Origin of the sequence: Paenibacillus silviterrae (assembly GCF_030167925.1) — a bacterium.
Lineage (GTDB): Bacteria > Bacillota > Bacilli > Paenibacillales > NBRC-103111 > Paenibacillus_G > Paenibacillus_G silviterrae.
The window spans coordinates 636,863-662,863 of the sequence record NZ_JASKUT010000002.1; the positions used below are offsets into that span (position 1 = coordinate 636,863).

The 26,001-nt window shown below is 52.6% G+C and carries 16 protein-coding genes; 14 read left to right on the plus strand and 2 right to left on the minus strand.

Annotation, left to right across the window (positions count from 1 at the left end):
• Positions 1–54: 54 nt before the first annotated feature.
• The 6 genes from QMO62_RS26335 to QMO62_RS26360 all read left to right on the plus strand — a co-directional run bounded on the left by QMO62_RS26335 (position 55) and on the right by QMO62_RS26360 (position 12,010).
• Positions 55–2,352, plus strand: coding sequence for a helix-turn-helix domain-containing protein (locus QMO62_RS26335; protein ID WP_284645475.1), 2,298 nt, complete (start codon positions 55–57; stop codon positions 2,350–2,352).
• 36 nt (positions 2,353–2,388) lie between these two features.
• Positions 2,389–4,440, plus strand: coding sequence for a glycoside hydrolase family 65 (locus QMO62_RS26340; protein ID WP_284645476.1), 2,052 nt, complete (start codon positions 2,389–2,391; stop codon positions 4,438–4,440).
• Between the two features lie 71 nt (positions 4,441–4,511).
• On the plus strand, positions 4,512–5,654 hold the full coding sequence (locus tag QMO62_RS26345; protein ID WP_284645477.1) for a glycoside hydrolase family 88/105 protein: 1,143 nt from the start codon (positions 4,512–4,514) through the stop codon (positions 5,652–5,654).
• Positions 5,651–8,047 (plus strand): glycosyl hydrolase family 95 catalytic domain-containing protein, encoded by a 2,397-nt coding sequence (locus tag QMO62_RS26350; protein WP_284645478.1) that lies wholly within the window; start codon positions 5,651–5,653, stop codon positions 8,045–8,047. Before QMO62_RS26345 ends, QMO62_RS26350 begins: the two co-directional genes overlap by 4 nt.
• 81 nt (positions 8,048–8,128) lie before the next feature.
• Positions 8,129–9,457 carry an ABC transporter substrate-binding protein gene (locus tag QMO62_RS26355; protein ID WP_284645479.1) on the plus strand — a complete coding sequence of 443 codons (1,329 nt, stop codon included), beginning with the start codon at positions 8,129–8,131 and terminating at the stop codon, positions 9,455–9,457.
• Between the two features lie 78 nt (positions 9,458–9,535).
• Positions 9,536–12,010: a glycosylhydrolase-like jelly roll fold domain-containing protein gene (locus tag QMO62_RS26360; RefSeq protein WP_284645480.1), complete on the plus strand. Its 2,475-nt coding sequence runs from the start codon at positions 9,536–9,538 to the stop codon at positions 12,008–12,010.
• A gap of 60 nt (positions 12,011–12,070) precedes the next feature.
• Here the strand turns inward: QMO62_RS26360 and QMO62_RS26365 are convergent, their stop codons facing one another.
• A complete protein-coding gene (locus QMO62_RS26365; RefSeq protein ID WP_284645481.1) occupies positions 12,071–14,251 on the minus strand; it encodes an Ig-like domain-containing protein in 2,181 nt (726 codons plus the stop codon).
• A gap of 149 nt (positions 14,252–14,400) precedes the next feature.
• Here QMO62_RS26365 and QMO62_RS26370 point away from each other — a divergent pair, with 149 nt between their 5' ends.
• Positions 14,401–15,291 carry an AraC family transcriptional regulator gene (locus QMO62_RS26370; RefSeq protein WP_284645482.1) on the plus strand — a complete coding sequence of 297 codons (891 nt, stop codon included), beginning with the start codon at positions 14,401–14,403 and terminating at the stop codon, positions 15,289–15,291.
• Between the two features lie 16 nt (positions 15,292–15,307).
• Here QMO62_RS26370 and serS read toward each other — a convergent pair whose 3' ends face one another.
• Positions 15,308–16,591, minus strand: coding sequence for a serine--tRNA ligase (gene serS, locus QMO62_RS26375; RefSeq protein ID WP_284645483.1), 1,284 nt, complete (start codon positions 16,589–16,591; stop codon positions 15,308–15,310).
• A gap of 503 nt (positions 16,592–17,094) precedes the next feature.
• Here serS and QMO62_RS26380 point away from each other — a divergent pair.
• The 7 genes from QMO62_RS26380 to QMO62_RS26410 all read left to right on the plus strand — a co-directional run bounded on the left by QMO62_RS26380 (position 17,095) and on the right by QMO62_RS26410 (position 26,001).
• Positions 17,095–18,357 carry an ABC transporter substrate-binding protein gene (locus QMO62_RS26380; RefSeq protein ID WP_284646685.1) on the plus strand — a complete coding sequence of 421 codons (1,263 nt, stop codon included), beginning with the start codon at positions 17,095–17,097 and terminating at the stop codon, positions 18,355–18,357.
• A gap of 12 nt (positions 18,358–18,369) precedes the next feature.
• Positions 18,370–20,082, plus strand: a complete 1,713-nt coding sequence (locus QMO62_RS26385) for a sensor histidine kinase (RefSeq protein WP_284645484.1) — start codon at positions 18,370–18,372, stop codon at positions 20,080–20,082.
• A 1-nt stretch (position 20,083) separates the two neighbouring features.
• On the plus strand, positions 20,084–21,724 hold the full coding sequence (locus tag QMO62_RS26390) for a response regulator transcription factor (protein WP_284645485.1): 1,641 nt from the start codon (positions 20,084–20,086) through the stop codon (positions 21,722–21,724).
• A gap of 199 nt (positions 21,725–21,923) precedes the next feature.
• Positions 21,924–23,258 (plus strand): ABC transporter substrate-binding protein, encoded by a 1,335-nt coding sequence (locus tag QMO62_RS26395; protein WP_284645486.1) that lies wholly within the window; start codon positions 21,924–21,926, stop codon positions 23,256–23,258.
• A 68-nt stretch (positions 23,259–23,326) separates the two neighbouring features.
• Entirely contained in the window at positions 23,327–24,196 is an 870-nt protein-coding gene (locus QMO62_RS26400; RefSeq protein ID WP_284645487.1) for a carbohydrate ABC transporter permease, read from the plus strand.
• Between the two features lie 9 nt (positions 24,197–24,205).
• The gene (locus tag QMO62_RS26405; protein ID WP_284645488.1) at positions 24,206–25,036 is read left to right on the plus strand and encodes a carbohydrate ABC transporter permease; all 831 of its coding nucleotides are present in this window, start codon (positions 24,206–24,208) and stop codon (positions 25,034–25,036) included.
• Positions 25,036–26,001: a phosphoglycerate dehydrogenase gene (locus QMO62_RS26410; RefSeq protein WP_284645489.1), complete on the plus strand. Its 966-nt coding sequence runs from the start codon at positions 25,036–25,038 to the stop codon at positions 25,999–26,001. Before QMO62_RS26405 ends, QMO62_RS26410 begins: the two co-directional genes overlap by 1 nt.

A 26,001-nucleotide genomic window follows, 5' to 3' on the forward strand; every position in this document is an offset into this window, starting at 1 on the left:
ACCAAATCGCGATATAATGAGAAGATACTCGGCATAAGGTGGGAACAATTCGTTATGCAATCCCTCAAGAAATGGATAAAGTACAATTTGGCTCATACCCAGGCCCGGCTTGTATTGATTTTGACCTTCTCCGTATTCCTTATTATTTTGGCCGTGAGCATGACCTCTTATTATACGTCCAAGTCGGTGCTGCAGGAGGAGCTTAGCGGTCCGCAGCTTCAGATGCTGCAGCTCAATATGAGCGTAATCGACGAATCGATCAAGGAAAGCGACCAGGTGGCCATACAGGTCGGTTTGAACAAGAGCGTCTATCAATTTTTTACAAGCGCGGACCAGAATTCGATTGCCAACATTACCGATATGTACCAGCTGCTGTCCACCTTGATCAGCAATTCCAAGTACGTCAAGAGCATTTATATTTACGATATTCAGAAAGGCAGCTTCGTTGCGATCCCGCAGGGCTACAGCTCCAGCAAGCTGAACTTCATCGATTCGGAATGGATCGGCGTCGAGAAGGAATTCGGGGATAAGATGACGGTGATCCAGAAGCGGGATGTACCGGAGGGCGCAGGCCGAAACGCTTCCGACGTGACCTTGTTCCGCAAAATTATGATTCAAGGCGAGTTCCGCGGCATTGTGGCGGTCAATCTCAAGGATGAGGAATTGTTCGCGAAGCTCAGTCCTCCTTCGATCAATAATGTCAGCCGTATCCGCTTCATCATCGATACGCAGGACGATGTTCTCTACTCCTCCTCGAATTATGATTTTGACCGCGAGGCCATCCGGGAAGCGCTTACGGTTCTAAAGGAGGAGGGCAGCGGCGATCTGACCTATCATAACCGTAAGCTGCTCGTCAATCAGCTGGAATCTCCCGTAACCGGCTGGAAATATGTTTCCATCGTCGAGCAGGACAGCTTGCTGGCGAAATCCAAGAAGGTGCGGGATACGGTGCTGTTGGTCTCTATCGCGGCGCTTGCGGTGGGCGGAGCGACCATCTTCTATATCAATGCTGCAGCCTTCCGTCCCGTTCGCCGCTTGAAGCAGCTTTTTAGCGTATATGACCGTAAGGGAGTAGCCGGCGCGGAGGGAATTAATCTGGAGAAGCTCGCCGGGGAGCTGGTCAGCAATCATGCCCATTTGTCCCAGCTCGTACGGGAGACGATGTCGGAAGCGGCCTCCAAGCTGTTATATGACATCTATACCGCGAACCTGACGGGAAAACGCGACATTCAGGAAAAATGGAGTCGTTATTTTACGCAGTGGAGTTCTGCCCCGATCCAGGTAGCTATTCTCTCGATCGACCGGTATGAGGCATGGTCGCGGACCTATACCGATGCGGACCGATCTCTGATGAAATTTGCACTGGCCAATATTGTCGCCGAGCTATTCGAACCGCAGTGGCGCATCGTTTGTGCGGACTTCGGCAAGGACCAAACGGCAATTCTGCTTCAGTCCCGCGAGGACATCCCGATGGCCAAGGCCAAGGAGCGGCTGGAGCGGAAGCTGGCCGAAGCGATTCAAGTCGTCTTTCATTTGTTAAAATTTAGCGTTTCTGCCGGGATCAGTACGCCGCTTACCGAAATGACCCGGCTGAGGCAGGCTATGCTCGAAGCGGAGAATGCGCTCGCTTACCGCGTATATCAGGGCTACGGGCAGATCATTCTGTTCGAGAAGGTATCCGCGCATGAGGTGGGAGAGCCCCTTCCGTCCGAACAGCTGCTGGAGGAGCTGACGCTCGCCATTAAGGCCGGCGACGAGAGCGCGGCGCAGGGAACGCTAAACGAGGTGTTCGAACGGCTGCGCAAGCAAGACGCCTATCCGTCTACCGTCGTTTCCTTCCTGGAAGCCGTGGCTGAGCGCGTCGACCAGCTTCGTCCGGCTGAGGAGACGGATGCTGAGCCGATCGTGGAACAGTTCGATACGCTGCGGCTGGAGGATATTCAAGAGGAGCTTCAGCGACGGGTCACGGCGCTGGTCCATCGGTTTTACCGGCTTGCTCAGAGCAAGGACTTTATCATGTGCCAGCAAATGATCGATTATATGCAGCAGCGGCTTGACGAGCCAATCGGCATTCCGGAGATCGCCGAATCGATCGGCATCAGCAGCAGTCTTGCCAGTCAGGTGTTCAAGCAGGAAACGGGAGAGACCATCTACAACTACCTAACGCAGCTGCGCATGGAACGGGCGGCGGAGCTCCTTTTGAAGACGGATGCCCGTATTTCGGATATTGCCGCTATGGTCGGCTATCAGCATGAGAACAGCTTTATTCGCAGCTTCCGCAAATTCAAGGATATTACCCCGGGCAAATACCGGGATGTCATGAAAACCCGAATCGATTCCCCCTTGGAGTAAGGGATGGGAATCGTCCGGTTCATTTAAGGAGGAGACATGGACAGACGAAACATTGTAGAGCGTCATCATCCCGAGCTGAGCAAGTGGGACCCGCTGTCCCCGTTTACTGTGGGTAACGGAGAGTTCGCCTTCAGCTGCGACATTACCGGCTTGCAGTCCTTTCCCGAGCAGTATGAAGTGCCGCTTGGCACACAGTCTCATTGGGGCTGGCATTTCACGGGAGGCCATAACCGATTCACCGAGAAGGATGCCGCCTATCAGATGTTTGATACATATGGCCGTCTCGTAGGCTATCCGATGAAGCCCGGCGACAAGGCGGAGGCGTACCACTGGCTTCGCCAAAATCCGCACCGCCTGCATCTGGGCAGAATCTCCTTCCGCTTTCTAGGGGAATCCGGGGAGGAGGCACAGGCGAGCGACGTGACGAATATTCGTCAGAAGCTGAACCTTTGGACAGGAACGATTACCAGTGAATATTCCGTGCAGGGAGTACCGGTTCGAGTCACCACAGCGTGTCATTCCGAGAAGGATACTGTCGGCGTCCATGTGGAATCGCCGCTGATCGGGAAGGGCAGGCTGCAGGTGTTCGTACGCTTCCCAGGCCCGGACATGATTCATACAGCATGGGCGAAGTCCGTGTTCCCGGATTGGGAGCATGACGACAGACATTCTACGGAGCTAGTGAAGGTACAGGAGCACCGGGCGCTGCTGAAACGAAGCATGGATGAGGACGGCTATGAAGTGGCGTGGGAATGGAGCTCCGGCCGATTGCTCAAGACAGGTGCTCACGAGGTTACCTTAGTCCCGGGCGGTGAGTCGGATACTTTGGAGTTTAGTGTCGGTTTTGCAACACAGTCTCCCGAAACGCCATCCTTCCGAGATATTGAAGCATCCAGCGAGCGGTATTGGGAAAGCTTCTGGATGAACGGAGCGGCTATCGACTTCGCCGGCAGCTCCGATCCCCGAGCCTTCGAGCTGGAGCGACGAGTTGTGCTCTCGCAGTTCCTCTGCGCTATGCACAGCGGCGGCTCCTTGCCTCCGCAGGAAACCGGGCTGATGTACAACAGCTGGTTCGGCAAGGCGCATCTCGAAATGCACTGGTGGCACGCATCTCACTTTCCGTTGTGGGGCCGCGAGCAGTACCTGCAGAAGAGCATGGGCTGGTACCGAGAAATTTTGCCGATTGCCCGCGACTTGGCGACCTCCCAAGGCTACGAAGGAGCGCGCTGGCCGAAGATGGTCGGCTTCGACGGCAAGCCTTGTCCGTCGGCGGTCGCGCCCGGCTTAATCTGGCAGCAGCCGCATCCGATGGTCATGGCGGGTCTGCTCTATGAGGCGAGCCCGACTCGGGAAACGTTAGAGCAGTATCGGGACGTTGTTTTTGAATCGGCCGATTTCATGGTGTCTTATGCCCATTTGGACGAAGAAAAGCGCGTGTACGACTTGGGTCCGCCGTTAATTCCGGCTCAGGAGTGTCATCCGCTAAGCGGCAGCAAGAATCCCCCTTACGAGCTGGAATACTGGAAGCACGGACTGGAGCTGGCCATTCAGTGGGCTGAACGTCTGGGTGTGGAAGCGAACCCCCGTTGGGCCGAGGTAGCGGCATCCATGGCACCGCCTCCGCAGGAGGACGGCGTGTATTTGGCGCACGAGCTGTGTTCGGATACGTTTACGGAGAAGAACAGAGACCATCCGTCCATGGTGGCAGCCCTTGGCGTTCTGCCCGGCACGCTGATCGATCCGGAAGCCATGCGTCGGACACTCCACAAGGTCAAGGATGTATGGATGTGGGATTCGGCATGGGGCTGGGACTTCCCTATGTGCGCGATGACGGCGGCGAGACTTGGCGAGCCCGAGCTTGCCATCGATTTTCTGCTGATGGATGCAACAAAGAACACCTATCTGACCAATGGGCATAACTACCAGCGTCCCGGCCTGACGGCGTATTTGCCGGGGAACGGCGGAGTGCTTACCGCAATAGCCATGATGGCAGCAGGGTGGAAGGGCTACGAAGGCGAGCCGAACCCGGGCTTCCCGCGCGACGGCAGCTGGACGGTAAAGTGGGAAGGGCTTAAGCCTTGGATGTAGCTAGGTAACCCGACTTGGTATCGGTACCTCAAGCAATGAACGATACAGTTTGAACAGGAGGAATTCACAAGATGCAGACCGCTGCGCAAGCTAGGACGGATCAGCGCTTATCGGTGCGGGTGGCGGAGTCCATCCTGTCCCGGTGCGAGGAAGGGCTTCATCCGAATATAGCTAACAAATGGGGGTATGTCGCCGGGATGGCGCTTACCGCGTTCGGCTGGCTTGGCGACCATACGGGAGAGTCCCGCTACCATGACTTCGTCAAGCGGCATATGGACATCTTTGTTCATGAGGACGGCTCCATTCAGGGCTACTCCGTGGAAGAATACAACCTTGATCATATTAACAAAGGGAAAAATTTGCTGCGGCTTTGGAGAGAAACCGGCGATGCCAAGTATGAAAAGGCGGCACGCTTGCTCACCGATCAGCTGGCAGGGCAGCCCCGTACCGACGAAGGCGGGTTCTGGCACAAGAAAATATATCCATTTCAAATGTGGCTGGACGGCTTGTATATGTCCTCGCCCTTCATGGCGGAATTTGCCCGCACCTTCGGCGAGGAAGGCTGGTTCGACGAGGCGGCGCATCAGCTGCTGCTCGTGGAGCGGCGTACTCGCAATCCGGAAACGGGCTTGCTTCATCACGCCTGGGACGAGAGCAGAGAGCAGCGGTGGTGCGACGGCGCCACAGGCCGCTCCCGCCATGTGTGGGGCCGGGCAATGGGCTGGTACGCTATGGCGCTAGTGGATGCGCTGGAGCATTTCCCGGTCCGGCATCCGAAGCGCGGTCAGCTTGCCGGCATCTTCGAGCGGATGGCGCAAGCCGTCGTCCGCGTACAAGATCAGGAAAGCGGCGTGTGGTACCAGGTTATGGACTGCAACGGCCGCGAGGGGAACTATCTTGAAGCGTCGGGTTCTTGTATGCTGACCTATGCGATGGCCAAGGGGATTCGACTCGGCTACTTGTCTGAAGTAAGCCGCAAGTCGGTCGAACGCGCCTATGAGGGTATCCTGAGCCGCTTCGTGACGGAGGATGAACAAGGCGTTCATCTGCATCAGATATGTCAGGGTGCGGGTCTCGGCGGACGCAAGTACCGCGACGGCTCCTACGCCTACTACCTTAGTGAGCCGGTTGTCAGCGACGTGCTTATGGGGGTAGCTCCCCTGCTGCTCGCCAGTACGGAGATTGAGCGGCTGCGGGAGGGCGCTGCAAAATGAATGAGGGAAGCACGGCCAATCGGCTGGTGATGACGTATCCCGCCTCATGGTGGCGAAACATGTGGCGGGAGGCGCTCCCTTCGGGTAATGGAGTCATAGGAGCTTCGGTGTTCGGTGGAGTGCAGGAAGAAACCATAGTGCTCAATCATGCCAAGCTGTGGCACTGGGGGCACCGCGATGAGCTGCCGGATGTAAGCGCTACCTTGTCCGAAACCCGGCGGCTAATGGATGAAGAACGATTCCTTGAGGCCAGCTGGCAGCTGGCGAATGCGCTGAAGGAGCAGGGATATGCCACAAGGCTCGCTTCCCGGTTTCCCCTAGCGGCGATTCGGCTGAATATGCCGTGTAAGCACGCTTTTCGTCAATATCGCAGAACTCTCGACATGGAAACCGGAGAAATCACGGTTGCTTGGAAGGACGGGTCGAGGTCGTTTGAAAGAAAGCTCTTCGTCTCCCGGGCGGATCAGGCTGTAGTGTATCGGTTGTCGGGAGCGGACGGCACGGTCTCCGGAGAGATCGGCTTGCAGCTGCTGCCGAGCGATCGCTTCGGAGATTCCGAGCAGTTCAAGGAGCTGGCCGGGACCGTGGAGGTCCATGCAGACGATCAAATGGTCTGGTACGCGGCTACCAATGATGACGGTACGGATTTTGGCGCGGTGATGAAGGTGCTGCCGGATAAAGGCGTTTCAAGCGGGGCGTCGGAGGTCATCCGCTTCGAGCAATCGTCAGGCGTGCTTATCGTTGTCAAGACGTTCGTGCTCGGCGAGCGCGAGAAGGATTGGCCTCGGCTCCAGCAAGAGCTCGATGAGCTGACCGGGACGTACTCCACTTATGATCAATTACTGGAGAGGCATACCGAGCTTCATGGCCCGTTGTTCCACTCCGCTTCTCTTGAGCTGGGGAATGGGCAAGAGGGTATGCACTCGAATGAACGGCTGCTGCTCGATGCTTACGAGGGAGAAGCTCCGGACAGTCTGGTCCGCAAAATGTGGTCCTACGGCCGTTACCTGTTTATAAGCGGCACTTCCGCTTCGGCGGATGCAGAGCCCTTCGGGCTGTACGGACTTTGGGGCGGCGATTACAAGCTCGTCTGGTGCCATAACATGGCCAACGAGAATATCCAAATGATGTATTGGCACGCGCATGTCGGAGGTCTTGAATCGCTAGTACCGACCTTATTCCGCTATTATGAAGGGCTGATGGACGATTTTCGAAGCAACGCTCAGAAGCTTTACGGCTGCCGGGGCATATATATTCCAGCGGGAACGACGCCGGGCGTAGGGGTGCCGAACCAAATCGTCCCGGTCATTCTGAATTGGACGGGAGCGGCCGGCTGGCTGGCGCGGCATTATTACGAACATTTTCGGTATACCGGTGATGTGGAATTTCTCAAGAAGACAGCGCTGCCGTTCATGCTGGAGACGATGCAGTTCTATAAGGACTTCCTTGTTACGGATGAGAACGGGCTTTATAAGGTATACCCTTCCGTCTCGCCTGAGAATACGCCGCAGAACTATATGCCGACCGATGGCAAGCCGCTGGCGCATCCGATGCCGACAACGATCAATGCGACGATGGATGTGGCTATTCTTAAGGAGCTTCTGCAGCATCTGATAGAAGCGTACGACGCAATAGGCGCCGAACCGGCTGCTGCGGCGGAATGGGAGCGAATGCAAGAGCTTCTGCCAACCTACCGGGTAAATGAAGAAGGGGCAGTCTGCGAGTGGATTCATCCTGCTTTTGAGGACCGCTACAATCACCGGCACTTGTCCCATCTATATCCCGTTTTTCCCGGCAATGAAGTGACGCGGGAGAACGCTCCCGGCTTATATGAGGCCTTCGATACTGCGGTGCGCAAGAGGGAGATCGGGGCCCAGAGCGGCTGGTCGCTAGTGCATATGGCCGCCATCTACGCCCGGCTCGGCGACGGCGACAGTGCTCTGGATTGCCTTAACACCCTAACCCGGTCTTGCTTGCTGCCTAACCTCTTTACACTGCATAACGACTGGAGAGGCATGGGGATCTCCATGTCGATGCCAACGGCGCCGGTTCAGCTCGACGCGAACCTGGGCTGGGTCAATGCCGTTCAGGAGCTTCTGCTGCAGGTATCGCCGGGGATGATCAAGCTTCTTCCGGCACTGCCGGGACGCTGGAGCCGGGGAAGGCTAACCGATTGGAGATTCCATACCGGCCGCGTCTCGATGGAGTGGAATCGGGAAGACGGCACGCTGCGGGCGGAGCTCCAGGCTGACAGGGACACTCAAATCATAGTAAAGCTGCCCGATTGGGCGCAATTGCATAACCAAGCATTAGAACAGCTGAAGCCATCTACGCTCGGCCCGTCTTACTACGAGCTTCGACTGCACAGCGGCGACCGCCTGAGCTTGTTTTAACCGACCGATATCCTATGCTCGATCCGCCGGAACGCATCCGTTCCGGGATAAATCGATAAAATCATTGTGGGGGATGAAAGCATGAATTGGAAAAAGGTAATTAGCTCTGCCGCTCTGGCAAGTGTAATCACTGCGGCGCTGACCGCCTGCGGAGGCGGCGGGGAGGCCGTCAAGCCTGCGGATGTGAAGCCTGCGGCAGACGATCCGAACGAGAAGGCGGAGCTTGTCATTTACTCCAATAGCGGCGACTCGCAGGAGAGCTGGAATGAGCGCTTCGGCAATGCGCTGAAGGAGAAGTTTCCCAATTACACAATTACCTACTTGCAGAAGCAGCCTAATAACGGGTTGAAGGAGCTGCTCACAGCCGGCCAGACGATCGATATTTATTGGGATTCCATCGGCGGCTTCATGGACGGTCTCATTAACAACGGGATGCAGCTGGATATGACCGATCTTGCCAAAAAGCACAATGTCGATATGGGGCGCTTGGAGCCGGTTGTAGCAGATTCCATCAAACAGATCGACAGTGCGAAGATGTACGGCATCCCGGTGTTCAATAACAATATGGTGCTGTATTATAATAAGGACATCTTCGATAAGTTTGGCGTTCCCTATCCTAAGGATGGCATGACCTGGACGGAAGCCAATAAGCTGGCGAAGGAAGTGACGCGCTCCGAAGCCGGAAAGCAATACGTGGGGCTTTCGTCCTCGCAAACGCACATGCTGCCGATGAACCAGTTCTCCCTTCCGTTCGTCGATAGTGCGAATAAACCGACGATCTTCTCCAACGAAAAATGGAAGGAATACTTCGAAACTGTATTTGTCGAGCCGGCCAAAGCTCCGGGCTACCGTGAGTATATGAGAGCGCATAAGGACGCAATGCCTTACCGGAACGAGTTTTTGAAGGATCGGGAACTTGCGATGTTTGCTTGGCTTTCTTCCATCGTATTCGTATTCCCGGAGGATTTCCAGGCGATGAACTGGGATATGGTGTCGCTTCCAACCTTTGAGAGCTTGCCGGGCGTTGGCTCGCAGCCGTATCCGACGTACTTTGCCGTCACCTCCATGTCGAAGCAGCCGGATCAAGCGATGAAGGTCATTAAACACCTTATTTCAGATGAGGTTCAAATGAAGCTGTCCAAGCTGGGGGTTATGCCTGTTTTGAAGAATGAAGAGGTCAAGAAGGCTTACGGACAGGAAAGCAAGTTTAAGGACAAAAATCTCAAGGCATCGTTCTATAACAAATTTGCTCCGATGGCGACCCAAACGCTGTTCGATAAGACGCTGCTGACCCCATACGCCAAAACGGTGCCGAAGCTGATGCTCGACCCTGATTACAATACGGTCTTCCGTGCTGCGGAAGAGGAAACGACCAAGAAAATCGAAGAAGCCCAAAAGGCGTCCAAATAACTCAAAAGCGCTAAGCTCGCCCTTCTGCCGTCCAATCCGTGCCGGGGCGGGCTTTCGTCCCCTAAAAGGAGAAGATGTATGAGTCGAATGTCATGGGAAGAGCAATTCCTTCATCCGTCGGAAGAGTACACACCGATTCCGTTCTGGTTCTGGAACGATAACTTGACCGAGGAGGAGCTGCGCAGGCAAATTCACGATTTTGCGGAAAAAGGTGTCATGGGCTTTGTGATTCATCCTAGAATCGGCATTCCCGAATCGATCCCTTACTTGTCCGACATGTACATGAATCTTGTGCGGTTCGCGGTCAAAGAAGCGGCATCGCTTGGAATGAAGGTGATTTTGTACGACGAAGCGATGTATCCTTCCGGAGCGGCTAAGGGGCTTGTTGTTCAGGGGAACCCCGAGTACGCCAGCCGAGGCTTGAAAATGGTCGAGAAGTCCGGAGCGGATCGCTTGCTTTTATCCGATTGCATGGGAGATGGTGACGTACTTGTTTCGGTGCAAGCGGTAAAGAAATCCGCAGAGGGAAGCATCGATCCGGCGGACTCCGTCCTCCTGTATCCCGTAGAAGACACCGTTTCCTTGGATCAGCTGGAGGGGGAAGCGCCGGAATGGACGATTCTCCTATTTATCGAGACGATCTCCAAAGGAACGATCCGCGGGATCCACTTCGGGGAGGATGACGGAGAACCGAATGTCCCTGCCTCCGCCGACCTGCTGAACCCGGCCGCGACCGCCAAGTTTATTCGCCTCACCCATGAGCGGTATTACGAGTGGCTGCAGGATGAATTCGGCACCACCGTCATTGCCATGTTTACGGATGAACCTGAGATTATGGGACGCAGACATATCAAGGGCCTGAAATCCTGGACGAAGGATTTCTTAGCCGATTTCATTGCGGAAGGGAACAAAGAGCAGGAGCTGCCGCTGCTTTGGCTGGACTGTAATAACGGGTCCGCTTCCGCGGTGCGTGCGAAATACCGCAAAGCGGTTCAGAAGCGGATGACGGCATCCTACTATAAGCCGCTGAGCGAATGGTGCGAAAAGCACGGCATTGCGTTAACCGGGCACCCTGCGGCAAGCGATGATATAGGATTGTTGGAGCTGTTCCAGATTCCGGGCCAGGATGTCGTGTGGCGGTGGGTCGCACCGGAGAACAACCTCGGGCTGGAGGGAAGGCACAGCACGGCGGCCAAGTGTGCCTCCGATGCGGCGAGACACCGGGGAAGACGCCGGAATTTAAATGAAGTGCTGGGCGTATGCGGTAAAAATAACGACTGGAACCTGAGTGCAGGGGATATGAAATGGTACCTGGACTGGTTGTTCGTTCGAGGCTGTAATCTGATCAGTCCGCATGCCTTCTATTACTCCGTCGACGGCCCGCGCCGATTTAACGAGAGACCGCCCGATGTAGGGCCGAACAACATTTGGTGGCCGCATTACAAGACGATTGCGCAGTATATTAAGCGGATGAGCTGGCTCATGACGGATAGCCGCAACCAAGCCTCCATCGCCGTTGTATGTAAAGAGGATTCGCTGCCTTGGCGTATGGTGAAGCCGCTTTACGAGAATCAATGGGAGTTCAATTATTTGGAGGAGAAGCTCCTGACGACGGCCGGCGTCGTCCTTGACGGAAGCATTCGCATTGCCGGGTACGAATATACCATGGTGCTGCTTGAGGAAGGAGACGAGCTGGAACCGGAAACGGTGCGTGTCCTGCAGAAATTTAAGGAGCAGGGTGGAGTGATCATTGGTCTCGCTGCTGAAGGCGGTGCAAAAGGCCAGGTCGTTGCGACTGCCGTTGTATCCGATGTGAACGGGCTGGTGTCCGCGATAGAGCCTTATGCAGCTCCGACCGTACGCTTAACACCGGGCCACGCTGATATACGAGTAACGCATGTGATTAAGGAGAATCAGCATTTTATCGTTGCGGTCAATGAAGGGGAAGTATCCTATCAAGGCAGCTTGGCGACAGTCGTCACAGGGTACACGGAGCTTTGGGATGCCTGGGCAGGCACCGTCCGTCCGATCCATACCTTGCCGTCGGAAGCAGGACAGTGCATTCAGCTGGACCTGGAGCGCCGCCAAAGCGTTGTGCTTCGCATTGATCCGTCCAGAGCATCCGTATCGGATCAGGCATCCAAGCCGTTACGTCCACGTAACGCCTATGTTCTATCGGAGGGCTGGAGTGTCCGGGAGCACTCGTTACCGGCCGAACCTCCGTCGATCGGCTCGTGGTCGAATACGGCAGGGTTGGAGCATGCGTCCGGTACGGTCTGTTACAGCTGTGCATTCGAATGGGCTACGGATGTGCTGCCTGAGCGATTGGTACTTGATCTGGGTGAGGCTTATGAGATTGCCGAGGTCAAAGTAAATGGGAAGGAAGCCGGTGTTGTCATGTGGTCGCCTTACCGGTTTGACGTGACTCCTTATGTGATCAAGGGAGATAACGTACTTGAGGTGACCGTTACCAATAGTTTGGCGAACCGCATCGACCGGCTGCAGCTGCCGTCGGGCTTGATCGGTCCGGTGACGCTGACGGCATTTGAGTAACGGAATAGCAAAGCAAAGGGACTTATTCGCTCCCGCAAATAAGTCCCCCATAGACTACGGCTACCTTTTCAACGAGCCCGTAACCGTCACATTTGAGAATTTCGACGTGTTGTAGTTGTTGATCAGGTTGTTCTCTCTCGCGGCTTCCACCGCCATCCCGATGTAAACCTCTCCGAGCCCCGACAGCTGTGTGGACGATACTTGTCTCCAAGTGGTGCCGTCCTGGGAGATGGAGCCGGTGAGCGTGTCTCCCGCCTTGGTCAGCTTTAACCAATAAGGCGTGTGCAGGCCCGCGATCGGCGGCGTTTCGGTAAGCGGCGCTCCGGCATGATCCCGGTTGTAGAAGACGGCGACATACGCCTCTCCGCGTACGGACAGAGCCATCATCGCTTCCCGCGCGCCCGGCTCCAGACTTTCACGGATCATAAGTCCTGCCCGGTTGTGCGGTGTCACATCAGTGATGTGGTCGACACGGGCAACGATCTCTCCGTCACCGGTCAGCTTACGATATGCGAAGTGGAAGGAATCGTCCTCCCGCCAGTTACCGGAGCCTTTCAGGATGTAAACGTCATCCGTCACAGAGGTATGTCCGGGAATAGCCGGATTGCCTACATCGGCAGATACCCACGGTGCCGTGCTGCCGTTGGTATTGACATGAACAGTCACCGCCGTCGAGTCCGCCTGCGTCCCGCTGTTGTCGAAGGCTCTGGCCATGACGAAGTAGGTACCGTCCGCTACATGGTTCCAAGTCATCTGGAAGGGGGCTTTGGTGTCTTCACCGATTTTTTGGCCATTGGCGTAAAACTCTACCTTATCCACACGTCCATCCGGATCCGTTGCTTCCGCTGCGATCACAACGGTCCCTTTGCTCTGGAACTGCTGATGCTGCTCGGGCTTGGTCAGGCGAACGACCGGGTTCAAGGTTCCGTTGCCGACGAGAGAGTTCAAGTACTTCTCCAAATTCGTATATCCGTCGGCGGCGGTTCCATTGCGGTCCGCAGGATCTGCAGGGTTCAGCCCATGACGAAGCTCCCACTCATCAGGCATACCGTCGTGATCCGTATCCGCAGGGGCAGGCAAACTGGTAAGAGCAGGCCAGCCACCGACCTCTGTCTGAGAGTTGATCTGCCGGCCAGTACGATCCCGAACGTCGTTCACGAGGCGGGCATCAACGGAATCTCTCTTCGGCAGAATGGCACCTGCTTGCTGCAATACAAGCTCATAAGCCTCCTGTGGTGTATGGGTCGTGACCGGATAGGCTGGCACCGGTTCGGTTCGCACCTGCTTACCGGCGTCCAGAACGACGCCGAGCATGTTGTTTGCGGTTACTTCCGGGTTGCCGTCGACATAGTTCCCGGCAATATATACGGAGCCCCGCGAGCCTGTCTGCTCGTGAAGGCGCGCCCTTTTGTCAATCACGGTGTCCGGTCCGTACTTAAAATAGTTGTTGATCATATTCAGCTCGGAGGCGTCTCCTCCATAGGCGGATTGATAATTCCAGTTATAAATGACGTTGTTGCGGAAATCGAGTGTCGGGTCTTCCTTCACCGTGCCCTTGAAACGGGCGTTCCGGCTGGCGTTATGAATCAGCAGGTTGTGATGGTAGGTGGAGTTTCCCGCGCCCCACAAGCCGCCGAAGCCGTGCCGTCCTTTCTTGTGCTTGGACATATGCAGTGCTTCCCCGACGATGGACCATTGTACGGTTGTATATTCGTTCTCGTAAGGGGAGAGCACCTCATCGATCGCCCAGGTGAAGGAGCAATGATCGATGATGATTTGCTTGTGCTTGCGTATGGACATCGCATCCTCTTCTCCAAGAGGAATGTCGCCTAAACGGAACCGCAAATACCGGACAATGATGTTGTCCGCTTCAACAATAACAGGAAAATGATTGATGCTGATGCCGTCCCCGGGAGCCGTCTGACCGGCGAGCGTCAGGTTGGAGGCGCGTATAATCAGCTTTGATTTCAGATCAATGTTCCCCGAAACCCGGAACACGATGGTCCGATTGCCTTGGCTGACCGCGTCCCGCAAGGATCCGGGTCCGGAGTCATTTAAGTTCGTGACCTCATACACCTCTCCGCCTCGTCCGCCGGTCGTATACATGCCTCCGCCTTCGGCCCCCGGGAATGCCGGCAGCTGGCCGGCAGCCGGATCCGATGCGAAAGCGTCAGGTTGGATCAGCGTGGCCGCAAGCAGGGGAGATAACAGCAGGGCGGTCCACTTTTTCACCTTCTTCATCATTCACAGCTCCTTTGTTATTGAATGGGATAACAGGGATATTATGACATGAAGGCACTTTCATAGATATAGGCTTCGTTTGGTTTTGTATAGGTCAATGCTCGTTCCTGCGCAGTAGAAGAGGAAATGATTCTGGAGGTGTTGCGATTATGGGTATTCAAGTATCGGAAGTTTTCCGCTTCAGCCCCCGATTCCGTCCCGGCATGCATATATTTGTGAATTATGCCTTCGAAGCTTTCCGTACCCCACAGCATTCTCACGACGCATTCGAAATGAACTATGTCAGCGAGGGCAGCGGCTATCAATACATTAACGATCGGGTTGTTCCCGTGAAACGCGGCGATTTGTTTCTGCTGCCGATCGGCACCAGCCATGTGTACCGTCCTTCCACGTCCACCGAAGACAACAGCCTGACCGTGATCAACTGTGTCTTTCGATTGGAAGCGCTTCCTATGTTCCAGAGCTTTCCGCCGCCGGGCTCGCTGCTTGAGCGGGCACTCTACCGACCTTCCAGCTTGCCTCATCCTTGGCTGCATTTTCATGATAAGGACCATGTCCTGTACGATTTGTTTCTCACCCTGCTGACCGAATATCGCCAGGCCTCACCCGGCTACCATGTGATCGTCCAGTCGTTGTTTCATCAGATTGTTGCGATGCTTCACCGCATGTCCGAGCAAGAGGAGACCGTCCTGCCGGGCCGGCAGAAGATTGAGGAGGCGATCCGCTTCATTCGCAAAAGGTATCATGAGGATATCACTCTCAAGGAAGTCGCAGGCCATAACTATGTAAGCACAAGTCATCTGCATAAGCTGATTAAGCAGGCAACGGGCAGCACCTTCACGCATTACCTGCAGAACTTGCGTATCCAGCGCAGCTGTGAGCTTCTCCGAACAACGGATATGACGGTTCAGCATATTGCCGAAGCCGTCGGGTATCGCGATATGAAGTTTTTCCACCGCCTTTTTCGGAAGAAAACCGGGATGACGCCGAATGAATACCGCAAAAATGGAGTTCCCCTCCTGGGAGTAGGAGGGGAGTAGGGAGGGATTTGCCGGGCTATCCCGCAGGAGTAACAACCGCAAGTCCGTTCATATAGGGCCGTAAGGCCGCAGGGATGCGAATCGAGCCGTCCTCCAGCTGATGATTCTCAAGCAAGGGAATTAAGATTCTCGGGGAGGCGACGGCGGTATTGTTCAAGGTGTAGCAGTAGCGCAGCTTTCCCTGTTCATCCCGGTATCTGATATGGGAACGCCTTGCCTGGAAATCGAGCAGGCTCGACGACGAATGCGTTTCCCCATAGGCGTTGCGGCTGGGCATCCAGGTTTCGATATCGAACTGCTTGTAGGTTTTCTGCGACATATCTCCTGTGCATACGGCCATGACCCGGTACGGCAGCTCCAGCAGCTGAAGCAGCTCTTCTGCGTTTGCCGTGATTTCTTGCAGCAGCTCTTCAGACGCTTGGAGGCTCGCCTCGCATAAGATCACCTGCTCGACCTTGGCGAATTGATGGACACGGTACAGTCCGTGGACGTCTCTTCCCGCCGAGCCCACCTCGCTGCGAAAGCAGGTGGAGACGGCAGCCAGCTTGATAGGCGCCGATACATCCACCACTTCCTTGGCATAGTACGAGACGAGAGGAACCTCGGAGGTGCCGACCAGCCAGGCGTCGTGTCCTTCCAGACGATAGACTTGATCTGCGCCGAGCGGGAAAAAGCCGGTACGGGTTAAAGCTTCTTCTCGCACAAGCAAGGGAACCTCCAGCAACGTAAAACCCTTGACGAGAAGGAGGTCCAACGCAAGCTGCTGTACGGCCCTGTGCAGCTGAGCTCCCAGGCCCCGAAGGTAGTAATGCCGTGTCCCCGACGTCTTTACTGCGCGGGGGACGTCAATCATATGATGAAGCTCGCCGAGAGCTACATGATCTCTCGGGTTGAAGGGGAACAGGGGAGGTTCGCCTACGCGCCTCACTTCGACGTTATCTTCGTCGGAGGTACCGACCGGGGTGTCGTCCGATACGATGTTCGGCACCAGCAAAGCCAGCTCATTGAGCCGGTTTTCGGCCGCGGCAAGCTCTTGCTCCAGCTCACGCAGCCGAAGGTTCAACTCCTTTACACGGTGCTTCAGCTGGTTGCTCTGTTCCGCATTGCCAAGTTTAATAAGATTACCAATATTATTAGTATTCTCATTTCGCTGCTGCCTTAACTGATCCACCTCTTGCTGAAGCTTACGCCTCCTGTCCTCACAATCCAGCAGTTCCCCGATGGAGACCGAAATTCCCTTCCGGTCGGCCGCCGTTTGCACCTCTTCCGCATGTTCTCTGATCCACTTGATTTCCAGCATCACACCGCGCTCCTTTTTTGTAAAAATACAAAAAGCGCCCTCATCCTTATGGGACGAGGAGCGCTTGTCTCGCGGTGCCACCCAAATTGATTGAACGGTGTCGCCCCAGCCGGGGCTACCCTTCAATCCACTTTCGTTCCGCGGTAACGGGCGGGTCCGGTTAACTTAGGGGAAAGGAAGCCCTTGGCGAGAACGCCTCCGAGTTGGATGCTCTTCACTGGCATGATATCGGTGTTTGATTTTGTAGTAGTATACCTTATTCTGGAGGAAACATTCAAGTGTCGGTTTAGGAATTTGTAATTAATACGCTTTATAATGATATTTGGACTTGTAGACGCTAATTAATTACCCAAAAGATAAAAAAATCCCATTTCCTTTCTTCTTCAAGCATGTGTACAATATTAACTACTGGATGAAATCAGTAAAAGCAACGTAGCAGGGAAGTGATGATAATGAAGCTGGGTGGGGCACCATGGTTCACAACTCCTTTATATGTTGCTCTTATGCTAATTGTTTTGTCAGCCTGTTCGGCAACGAATGATAGCGCTTCTAAAAACACAGGCGCTAAGTTCGCGGATAATACGATTACGGCTTATATGGGGAAGGGACCGGCGTCCGAGGTGATTAAGTCCTTACTACCCGAATTCGAAGCAAGAACAGGCCTTAAGGTTGATTTGCAAATATTTTCAAATGAGCAGTTGAGTAGGAAGCTATCTGTTCAGCTTGACGCAGACAGTTCGAATCCCGATATTATTATGCTTAGGCCGCTGGAGGAATTAAAGCTTTTTAACAAAAACGGCTGGCTCCAGCCCTTGGATGAATATGTCCATAAGGATGCCGATTATGATTATGGAGACTTTTCGAAGTCGGCAATCGACTCTACGACGGATAACGGAAAGCTGCTGTCGATTCCGCTTTCTACGGAGCAGCAAATTTTATATTACCGCAAGGATCTGCTCCGAAATGCGGGCATATCGGTTCCGCGAACGTTAGATGAACTGGAGGAAGCAGCTAAGAAGCTTCATGATCCGCAGGGTGGCGTATACGGGTTTGTCGCAAGAGGACAGAAAAACGCTTTAGTGACGCAATTGTCCTCCTTTATCTATTCGGAAGGCGGCGATTTTCAACAAGGCTGGAAGGCGACGCTGGACTCGGCTGAGACAATAAGCGGAATAACCAGATACGTAAATTTACTGAAAAATTATGGTCCTCCAGGGGTCATGAATATGGGTTGGCCTCAGGCGGTGGGGGTATTCGCCCAAGGAAAGGCGGCATTCTTAACCGATGCTAGCGCTATCTACTCTGCCGCTGCCAACCCGGACAAATCGCCGATTGCTGATGAGGTAGGATACGCCATGTTTCCAGCTGGGAAATCAGGTGCAAGGCCCTATAACGTTACGGCATGGGGAATTGCCATTAACGCCGCCTCTGACAATAAAGACGCGGCATGGTCCTTTATCCGATGGGCGACAAGCAAAGAGCTCGTTATGAAATCACAGGTTAAAGGGAATCCCGGTGCACGCAATTCAGTATGGAGCGACCCTCAAGGGGTTAGCGGATTTCCAAAGGAATATATTTCTGTGATTAATAAATCGATTAGTGACGGTATCGGCCATGACAGACCGCAGGTTATTAGTGTTGGCGAAGCCCGCGATATTGTCGGAGACATCGTGATCAAAGGCTTGCTCGGGGAAGATATCAAAGAATCGGCCCACAAAGCAAATCAAGACTTTCAAGCTGTTATGGATCGAGACAACAAAAAATGAGGTACAAGCCCCATGAACATAAAAACGACGACCTTCGGAAAGGTGATTGGGCTGATTATATGCCTGCTTATTCCGATAATCCTATTATACGGATATTCTCATCAAGTAAGTGTAAATGTCGTAAAGCAAACGGTTGAGGACGGAAATCGCAACCGTCTTTCTTTTTTTATGAGCCAAATGGAATCGATGATAGAGCAGTTAACAAGATATTCCGTAATTGCCAGTAAAGATTACAGCATTATGGAATATTTGAATGGACGAGGTCAAAGCTCACCGGTAGTTCAAGTCCAGAGACAGCAGCGTATTTCGGAAATGCTAAATATGCAGATTGCGACCAGCAGCTGGAACAATCAGCTTATTCTATATGTAACCGATACACAAGAAGTTGTCTCGACGGATTACTCCGTTACGTATAACGAGGACTATATACGGAACTCCGAATTCAAAAGATGGTCGCATCGTAAGCTGGAGAATCAAAGCTATTTTTCCCGTCTCCGAGAATCGGATCAGTCCAATCTACTGGTCGAGGTGCGGTTTGCCGATGATAACATCGAAAATATGCTCAACCTTTTAAAGCAAGGTGGAGATACCGACCCCTTTTTCTTTATGAAGGGACAGGATCCGATTACGAACCGTACAGCCGATCAAGGGAAGGTAAAAGGCGTCATCGAACAGCTGGACGGGTATACGCTTGAAAGGCAGGGAAGCCAAGTCATTTCCATGAACGGTCAAAAATATGTAGTCAATTATATTCGTTCCGAAAGCTTGGGCTGGTATTTGGTCGACTTTGTTCCACTTGAAAAAATCTATTCTCCGATCACCTTAAACCGCAACTTATTTTATCTGATTGTGGGCCTTCTTCTGCTATTGAGCATATTGGTCACTCTGCTGCTTTACCGTAACGTTCAGAGACCCATCCATCTATTGATCCGTGGCGTTCAGAGAATTAAAGACGGCCAGTATTCCGTAAGGCTGAAGAAGCAGCCGAACAACGAGTTCGATTTTCTATTTAACAGCTTCGACGAAATGGCCGAACAAATTGAACAGCTTATTGAAAAGGTGTATAAAGAAACGCTGCGCTCCAAGGAAGCGACCTTAAAGCAGCTGCAATCACAAATCAATCCGCATTTTTTGTATAATTGCTTATTTTATATGAAAAGCATGGCCACTCTTGGGGAGAAAGAAGCGGTCGTCGCGATGGCATTAAATTTGGGGGAATATTACCGATACACGACCCGCACGGAAAAAACCATGACCACGCTTCGGGAAGAATTAAAGCTCGTAGAAAATTACTTGACGATTCAAAATCTGCGCATGCAGAGGTTTCACTACGAGATTGATATCCCTGAAGCGATGCTGGATTTGGAAATTCCGCGTCTTCTTCTTCAGCCGCTTGTAGAGAATGCGGTCATTCATGGAGTCGAAAATAGTCCGGAGTTCGGCATCATTCAAATTACCGGTGAAACCGGAAACGGATTGCATCGCATTATCGTGGATGATAACGGACAGGGTATTTCCAAGGAAGGAATCACAGAGCTTCAGAGGGAGATCGCTATGCCGCTCGAAGAAGATACAGGCTGCGGTCTTTGGAATATTCACCAAAGGCTTGTGCAGCTGTTTGAGGGGCGGTCCGGATTAAGCTTTGCTCAATCATCCATGAACGGATTTCGTGTTGTAATGGCATGGGAGGAGCAAGGCAATGCGATGAAGAAAGGTGAGACTTGACGTGTTCCAATTATTGATTGTAGATGACGAAGCCGCTGTAGTGGACAGTCTTGCCGATACCTTGCCTTGGCAGCAAATCGGTATCGTCTCCGTATTTAAAGCGTATTCCGGCTTTGAAGCGCTTGAGATCTTACAAACCAATACGATTGATATCCTAATTACCGATATCCGCATGCCCGGCATGAGCGGCCTGGAGCTGCTTGAGAGAGCACGGCGCAGCTGGAAAAAACTGAAATGCATTCTGCTGACGGGACATGCAGAATTTGAATATGCAAGACAAGCCATTCAGCATGATACCTACGAGTATTTGCTTAAGCCGATCAGTGACGGGGACATATTGGATAAGGTAGATAGGCTTGTCGCACTATTGAAGAAGGAAAGGGAGGAGCTGCAATCCTATCAGCAAGTAGTGAAGGCATTCGAGGAAAGTCTGCCCAGGCTTCGAGGTGAATTGTTGAATGATCTGCTCCAGGGGATGAAGCTATCACCGCAAAGGCTGCAGGAAAAGATGGAGCTGCTCAAGGTCCGCATGAGGGCTGACGAGAGCTTTGCACTTATGCTGGTCCGCATGGAAGGGAAGCTATCGGAGCTTGATTTGTACAGTCTTTCCTTGATGGAATATGCCGTTGTGAACATGGCTGAGGAAATATTTGAAGATGATTTCCAATTATGGCCGTGTAAGGACATCCATGGATTTTTAGTGTTTTTGGTTACGATTAAGGAAGAGAAAACGGTGGAGCTAACCGGTAAAGAAGCATTCGAGCATCAACTGCAGCAGCAGGCCTCCCAGCTGCAGTTAAGCGTCAACCATTATCTTAAAGGGACGGTATCGGTGCTAATCAGCAAGCGGGGACAATTTCCCATCGATGTGAACACGCTTTACCAGGAGAGCCTTTACTCGCTTAGGAGACGCATCGGCAGCCAAAGCGGTTTATTTATCTACGTGTCGGAGGAGTTGGAGCGGCAACCCGTTCAATCGCTGCAGCGGCTTTACGAGCCGCCTCTTCTCGTTCACCTGTTGGAGTCGGCGAGCTGGGATTCGGCGGAGGAAAAGCTCTCTAGCATTTTTCAAGAGCTGAACCGCAAATGGGCCGATTCCTCGGAGCATCTGATCGAAGTATTTTTCTCGGTCTATGCGTCTTTCAGCTCGTTCGCCCATAAGAATGGCTGTGAATTGGCCGCTATGCTCGGACCGGCACTTTCCGACGTTGCGGGCTTGGCGGCTTGCCGATCCATCAAGGCGCTGGAAGGCTGGGCGTTTGAATCATTACGTCTTATGCGGACCAGTATGGAGAGCGAAACAAGAAACGACCGTGAGCATGCAGTTGAAAAAATCAAGCAGTATATTCAGAGGAACCTAACGGAGGACGTATCGCTTCAGGCTGTGGCCGATTATATGTATATGCATCCCGTTCACATCTCCAGGATTTATAAATTCGAGACGGGAGAGAACCTCAGCGACTATATATTGCGGCTGAAAATGGAGCTGGCCGCCTCGATGCTGGCGAACCGGTCGCTAAAAAATTACGAAATCGCCCTGCAATTAGGCTATCAAAATCCAAACTATTTTAACAAAGTGTTTAAGAAATATTATTCCCTGACTCCGCAGGAATACCGTTTGAAGCTGGAGGAGGGCAACTGAATATTTAGACCTGCAACCCCTCGCTTGAGGCAGGTTGTTTTTTTTTGCACTTCTTCGATAAGGCGGACGTAATTCACCATATCTAATGGTTAAGATAGTATCCGTAAAGTTAAAACCTTGTCATATAAAGCGGCACGCCTACCCTCTACAATAATAAGTGTAAGTAATACGAAACAAGCTCTAGGAGGGGTTAACAATCATGAAGAAATGGGTATCGAATGCAGTATCCGTCACATTGCTGGCATCACTTGCAGCAGGCTGCAGCAGTGGAGGAAGCACGGAAGGGGCAGGAAACGCGGGGAAACCGGGTAACGCGAAGCCCGCGGGCACGCTTACGTTCTGGATGAAGAAGCAGCTGTTTGATGATCAAAACAAGCTGATTCAAGAGCGTGCCAAGCAGTTTGGCGTTGAAAATAACGTGAACGTCAACATCGAGCTTATCGCCTATGAAGATTTCTATCCGAAGTGGTCGGCGGCGATCGAATCGTCCACGGTCCCGGACGTTTCCTTTTTCGGCTATCAAGAGATCGGCCAATTCTACGCCAAAAACGTTCTCGAAGATGTAAGCGATTTAGTCAAAACGGTCGAAAGCGCCAATGGGGAAATTCAAGAGAGCATGAAGAAGGCGGTTACCTTCCAGGGCAAGCAATATGCGATTCCATTCTGGACGGAAACGCAGGTGCTCTATTACCGCAAAGACCTGCTCAAGAAAGCCGGCTTCGATAACCCGCCTAAGACGTGGGATGAGTTCAGAACAATGGCCAAGTCGTTAACGGATCCAAGCAAAGGGGTATACGGCGCAGGACTCGGGTACGGCAAAGGAAACTCGGACGCCGAGTTCTTAACCCGCGGAATTATCTGGTCCTTCGGCGGCTCGTTCGATACCAAGGACGGTAAAACGGTCATTGCGAATTCACCGGAGACCGTTCAAGCAACGAAGTTTATCCGGGATATTTTCCTAACGGACAAAAGTACGCCACCAAGCTCGGTTGGCTGGGATGATGCCGGAAACAACAAATCTTACTTGAGCGGCCAGTCCGCGATGATTTTCAATGTGGGCAGCTTGCTTGGAACGATCAAGAAGGATAACCCGGAGCTTTATGAGAACACAGGTATCGCTCCTTACCCGGCAGGCCCTAAGGGAACGTTTATTCCGGGCATCAGCAACAATCTCGGTATCTTTAAAGACTCCAAGAACAAGGAATTGGCTAAAAAGTTCGTTTCCTACATGGTAGCGGCCGATTGGTACAAAACCTGGATTGAGAAGGGTGCTCCGCTCACAGGCCCGGTCTACAGCAAGCTGACAAGTGAGCCGGTATGGCAGGACATTAAGAATAAAGCGTTCGTCGATTCGGTTAAAGGCTTTTCCTTCCTTGGGTACCCGGGCGAATACAATCCCAAGGCCGGTGAAGTGTTCAATCTACGCTTAGTAAACGACGCATTCCAAAAGCTTCTTCTAGAAGCAAGCTATACGCCCGAGGCCGCCGTTAAGGACCTGCATGCAAAAATTGAGGAAACTTATAACAAAAAATAATAATCGCTCTTCGGTGTGGCCGGCGCGTTCGGTCATACCGAAGTCTACTAAGTAAGGCGGGATGCGGATTGAAATCGAATGAAGACAACAAGCTTGCTTATGTGCTGATGAGCCCTGTGCTTCTTTATCTACTTGCAGTCATGGTGCTTCCTTTCGGATGGGCGGTCTATTTAAGCTTTACGAACAAGGTTGTGGGTGTTCCTGCAACGTTTATCGGGTTCAAAAACTATATCGATCTGATGAAGGAATCCTTATTTTGGAAAGCGGTATGGAACACGCTCTTGTTTACAGTCGTCGCCGTAGCCGGCAAAACGGTATTTGGTATGATCATGGCTTTGGTGCTTAATGAGAAAATCATATTTCGCAATGTTTTCCGGGTATTGCTGTTCCTTCCATGGACGATTCCAACGATTGTTTCCGTCTTTACATGGCAATGGATTTATTCGGATGTGGGCGGAGTGCTCAATTATATGTTGATGAAAACCGGGATGTTAAAGCAGCCTGTCGGATGGCTCGCGACCCCTGACCTGGCGATGTTTTCGGTCATATTGGTGAATGTATGGAGGGGCATCCCGTTTATGGGTATAGCGATACTGGCAGGACTGCAAACCATTTCTAGGGAAATGTACGAGGCGGCTATGCTGGATGGAGCGGGTGCGATTAAGCGATTTTTCTACATGACCCTGCCTTCGGTCAAGGAGGTTACGATACTTGCCGCGGTGATGACGACGATCTGGACACTGAATGATTTTGAAATCATTTGGCTGCTGACTCGCGGAGGTCCATCGAACGGTACGCAAGTGCTGTCAACGCTTAGCTATACGATCGGATTTTTAAATATGAACTTAGGCAAAGCTATTGCGATAGCCATTCTAACGATGCCTCCGTTGATCATGCTTATCAACATCGTTACGAAGCGTTCGCTGTCGAAAGAGTAGGTGATAGTAATGGAGAAGACTTCAATTAGCAAGCAGATCATTGTCTACGCTGCGCTTATCGTACTGCTGATTTTTGCTTTGTTTCCGCTTTACTGGATGCTGAACACGTCGTTTAAATCGCAATCGGAGATTTACAGCATGACGCCGACGTTCTGGCCGAAGCATTTTGGCTGGGGCGCGTACGAGAAGCTTGTGGGCGAGAAAAATTTCCTGGCTAACGTAAAAAACAGCGTTATGGTATCTCTCATTGTTTCGCTTGTTTCGATTGTGATCAGCATGCTTGCGGCCTATGCCATTTCCAAGCTGCGCTTTCGCGGCAGGGCGTTCGTGTCCAAAGGAATCCTGTACGCTTATTTGATGCCAAGGGCGGTTCTGTTCATCCCGCTTTACATGCTGGTGTCTGCGATCGGGTTGAACGATTCCATATACGGCCTGATGCTGATTTATCCTACCATTACGGTTCCGTATGCCACATGGATGTTAATTTCGTATTTCAAATCCATTCCGACCGAGATTGAGGAGGCCGCCATGATCGACGGCTGTACGCGGCTTCGCACGATGCTCAGCATTATTTTTCCTTTATCGGCACCGGGCATTGCAGCCACCTTTATTTTCGCCTTCACGCTCTGTTGGAGTGAGTATTTATATGCTTTAGTCGTTGTGACCAAAAGTGTGGATAAGACGATTACACTCGGCTTATCCGATATGATCGTCGGCGATGTGTTCGCTTGGGGACCTCTTATGGGCGGCTCCATCCTCGCTTCGATCCCGGTCATCATTATGTATCTGTTTACATCCAAATTTATGGTCAGCGGCATGACAGTAGGAGGAGTTAAATGATGTCCGATATGAAAAAAGTGCTCGTGACGGCAACCAATTATTCGATTCTTTGTACAGAGGCTAAGGAATTGCTCGAAAGCCATGGAGTACAGATTGTAGAAAACAAGGTGGGCCGGCCTCACACGTTTGATGAGCTGAAGGAGCTGGTGCAGGATATCGACGGCGTTGTTGCAGGCGTGGATACATGGAATGAAGATGTTTTCAAGTTAGCCCCCCGATTAAAAGCGATCGCCCGCTTCGGGGTTGGCGTCGATAATATCGACCTTGCCAAAGCGCAGGAGTACGGGATTAAAGTGACCAATGTACCGGCAGGCAATGCAAATGCGGTTGCCGAGCTCACGGTAGGGTTAATTTTATCCGTTATGCGAAACATCCCGACCCTGCACCAATCGGCAAGACGCGGTTACTGGGATCGGTATGTCGGGGCGGAGCTAATCGGTAAAACAGTCGGCCTGCTCGGCTTCGGTAACATTGCCCAGATGGTGGCGAAAAAGCTGCAGGGCTTTGACGTCCGCATCATCGCTTACGATAAGTATCCCAATGCGGATAAGGTGCGTGAGCTCGGCATTGAGATGGTCGAATGCGACGAAGTGCTGCAGCAAAGCGATATCGTCAGCATGCATCTGCCCAGCCTTCCCGAAACGTACCATATGATGAGTGGGAAGCAATTCGCGATGATGAAGAAGAGCGCGTATTTCGTCAATACGGCGAGAGGGGCGCTTGTCGATGAAAAGGCACTTCATCATGCTCTTCATAACCGAATCATTGCTGGAGCGGCGATTGACGTATATGAGAAGGAGCCCGTATCCGCCGACAATCCCCTGTTTCAGCTGGGTAATTTGGTTTCCACCCCGCACACGGCTGCCGAAACCTTCGAAACGTATCATAAGGTAGGCTTGGTAACGGCACAAGCGCTGCTGGATGTGTTCGCAGGCAAGGAGCCTCTTAATTGGCTGAGGGTGTGA

Bases quoted from the DNA above. Each gene is read 5' to 3' on its own strand.
- QMO62_RS26335 (WP_284645475.1), top strand. From the start codon at position 55: ATGCAATCCCTCAAGAAATGGATAAAGTACAATTTGGCTCATACCCAG.
- QMO62_RS26340 (WP_284645476.1), top strand. From the start codon at position 2,389: ATGGACAGACGAAACATTGTAGAGCGTCATCATCCCGAGCTGAGCAAG.
- QMO62_RS26345 (WP_284645477.1), top strand. From the start codon at position 4,512: ATGCAGACCGCTGCGCAAGCTAGGACGGATCAGCGCTTATCGGTGCGG.
- QMO62_RS26350 (WP_284645478.1), top strand. From the start codon at position 5,651: ATGAATGAGGGAAGCACGGCCAATCGGCTGGTGATGACGTATCCCGCC.
- QMO62_RS26355 (WP_284645479.1), top strand. From the start codon at position 8,129: ATGAATTGGAAAAAGGTAATTAGCTCTGCCGCTCTGGCAAGTGTAATC.
- QMO62_RS26360 (WP_284645480.1), top strand. From the start codon at position 9,536: ATGAGTCGAATGTCATGGGAAGAGCAATTCCTTCATCCGTCGGAAGAG.
- QMO62_RS26365 (WP_284645481.1), bottom strand. From the start codon at position 14,251: ATGAAGAAGGTGAAAAAGTGGACCGCCCTGCTGTTATCTCCCCTGCTT.
- QMO62_RS26370 (WP_284645482.1), top strand. From the start codon at position 14,401: ATGGGTATTCAAGTATCGGAAGTTTTCCGCTTCAGCCCCCGATTCCGT.
- serS (WP_284645483.1), bottom strand. From the start codon at position 16,591: ATGCTGGAAATCAAGTGGATCAGAGAACATGCGGAAGAGGTGCAAACG.
- QMO62_RS26380 (WP_284646685.1), top strand. From the start codon at position 17,095: ATGCTAATTGTTTTGTCAGCCTGTTCGGCAACGAATGATAGCGCTTCT.
- QMO62_RS26385 (WP_284645484.1), top strand. From the start codon at position 18,370: ATGAACATAAAAACGACGACCTTCGGAAAGGTGATTGGGCTGATTATA.
- QMO62_RS26395 (WP_284645486.1), top strand. From the start codon at position 21,924: ATGAAGAAATGGGTATCGAATGCAGTATCCGTCACATTGCTGGCATCA.
- QMO62_RS26405 (WP_284645488.1), top strand. From the start codon at position 24,206: ATGGAGAAGACTTCAATTAGCAAGCAGATCATTGTCTACGCTGCGCTT.
- QMO62_RS26410 (WP_284645489.1), top strand. From the start codon at position 25,036: ATGTCCGATATGAAAAAAGTGCTCGTGACGGCAACCAATTATTCGATT.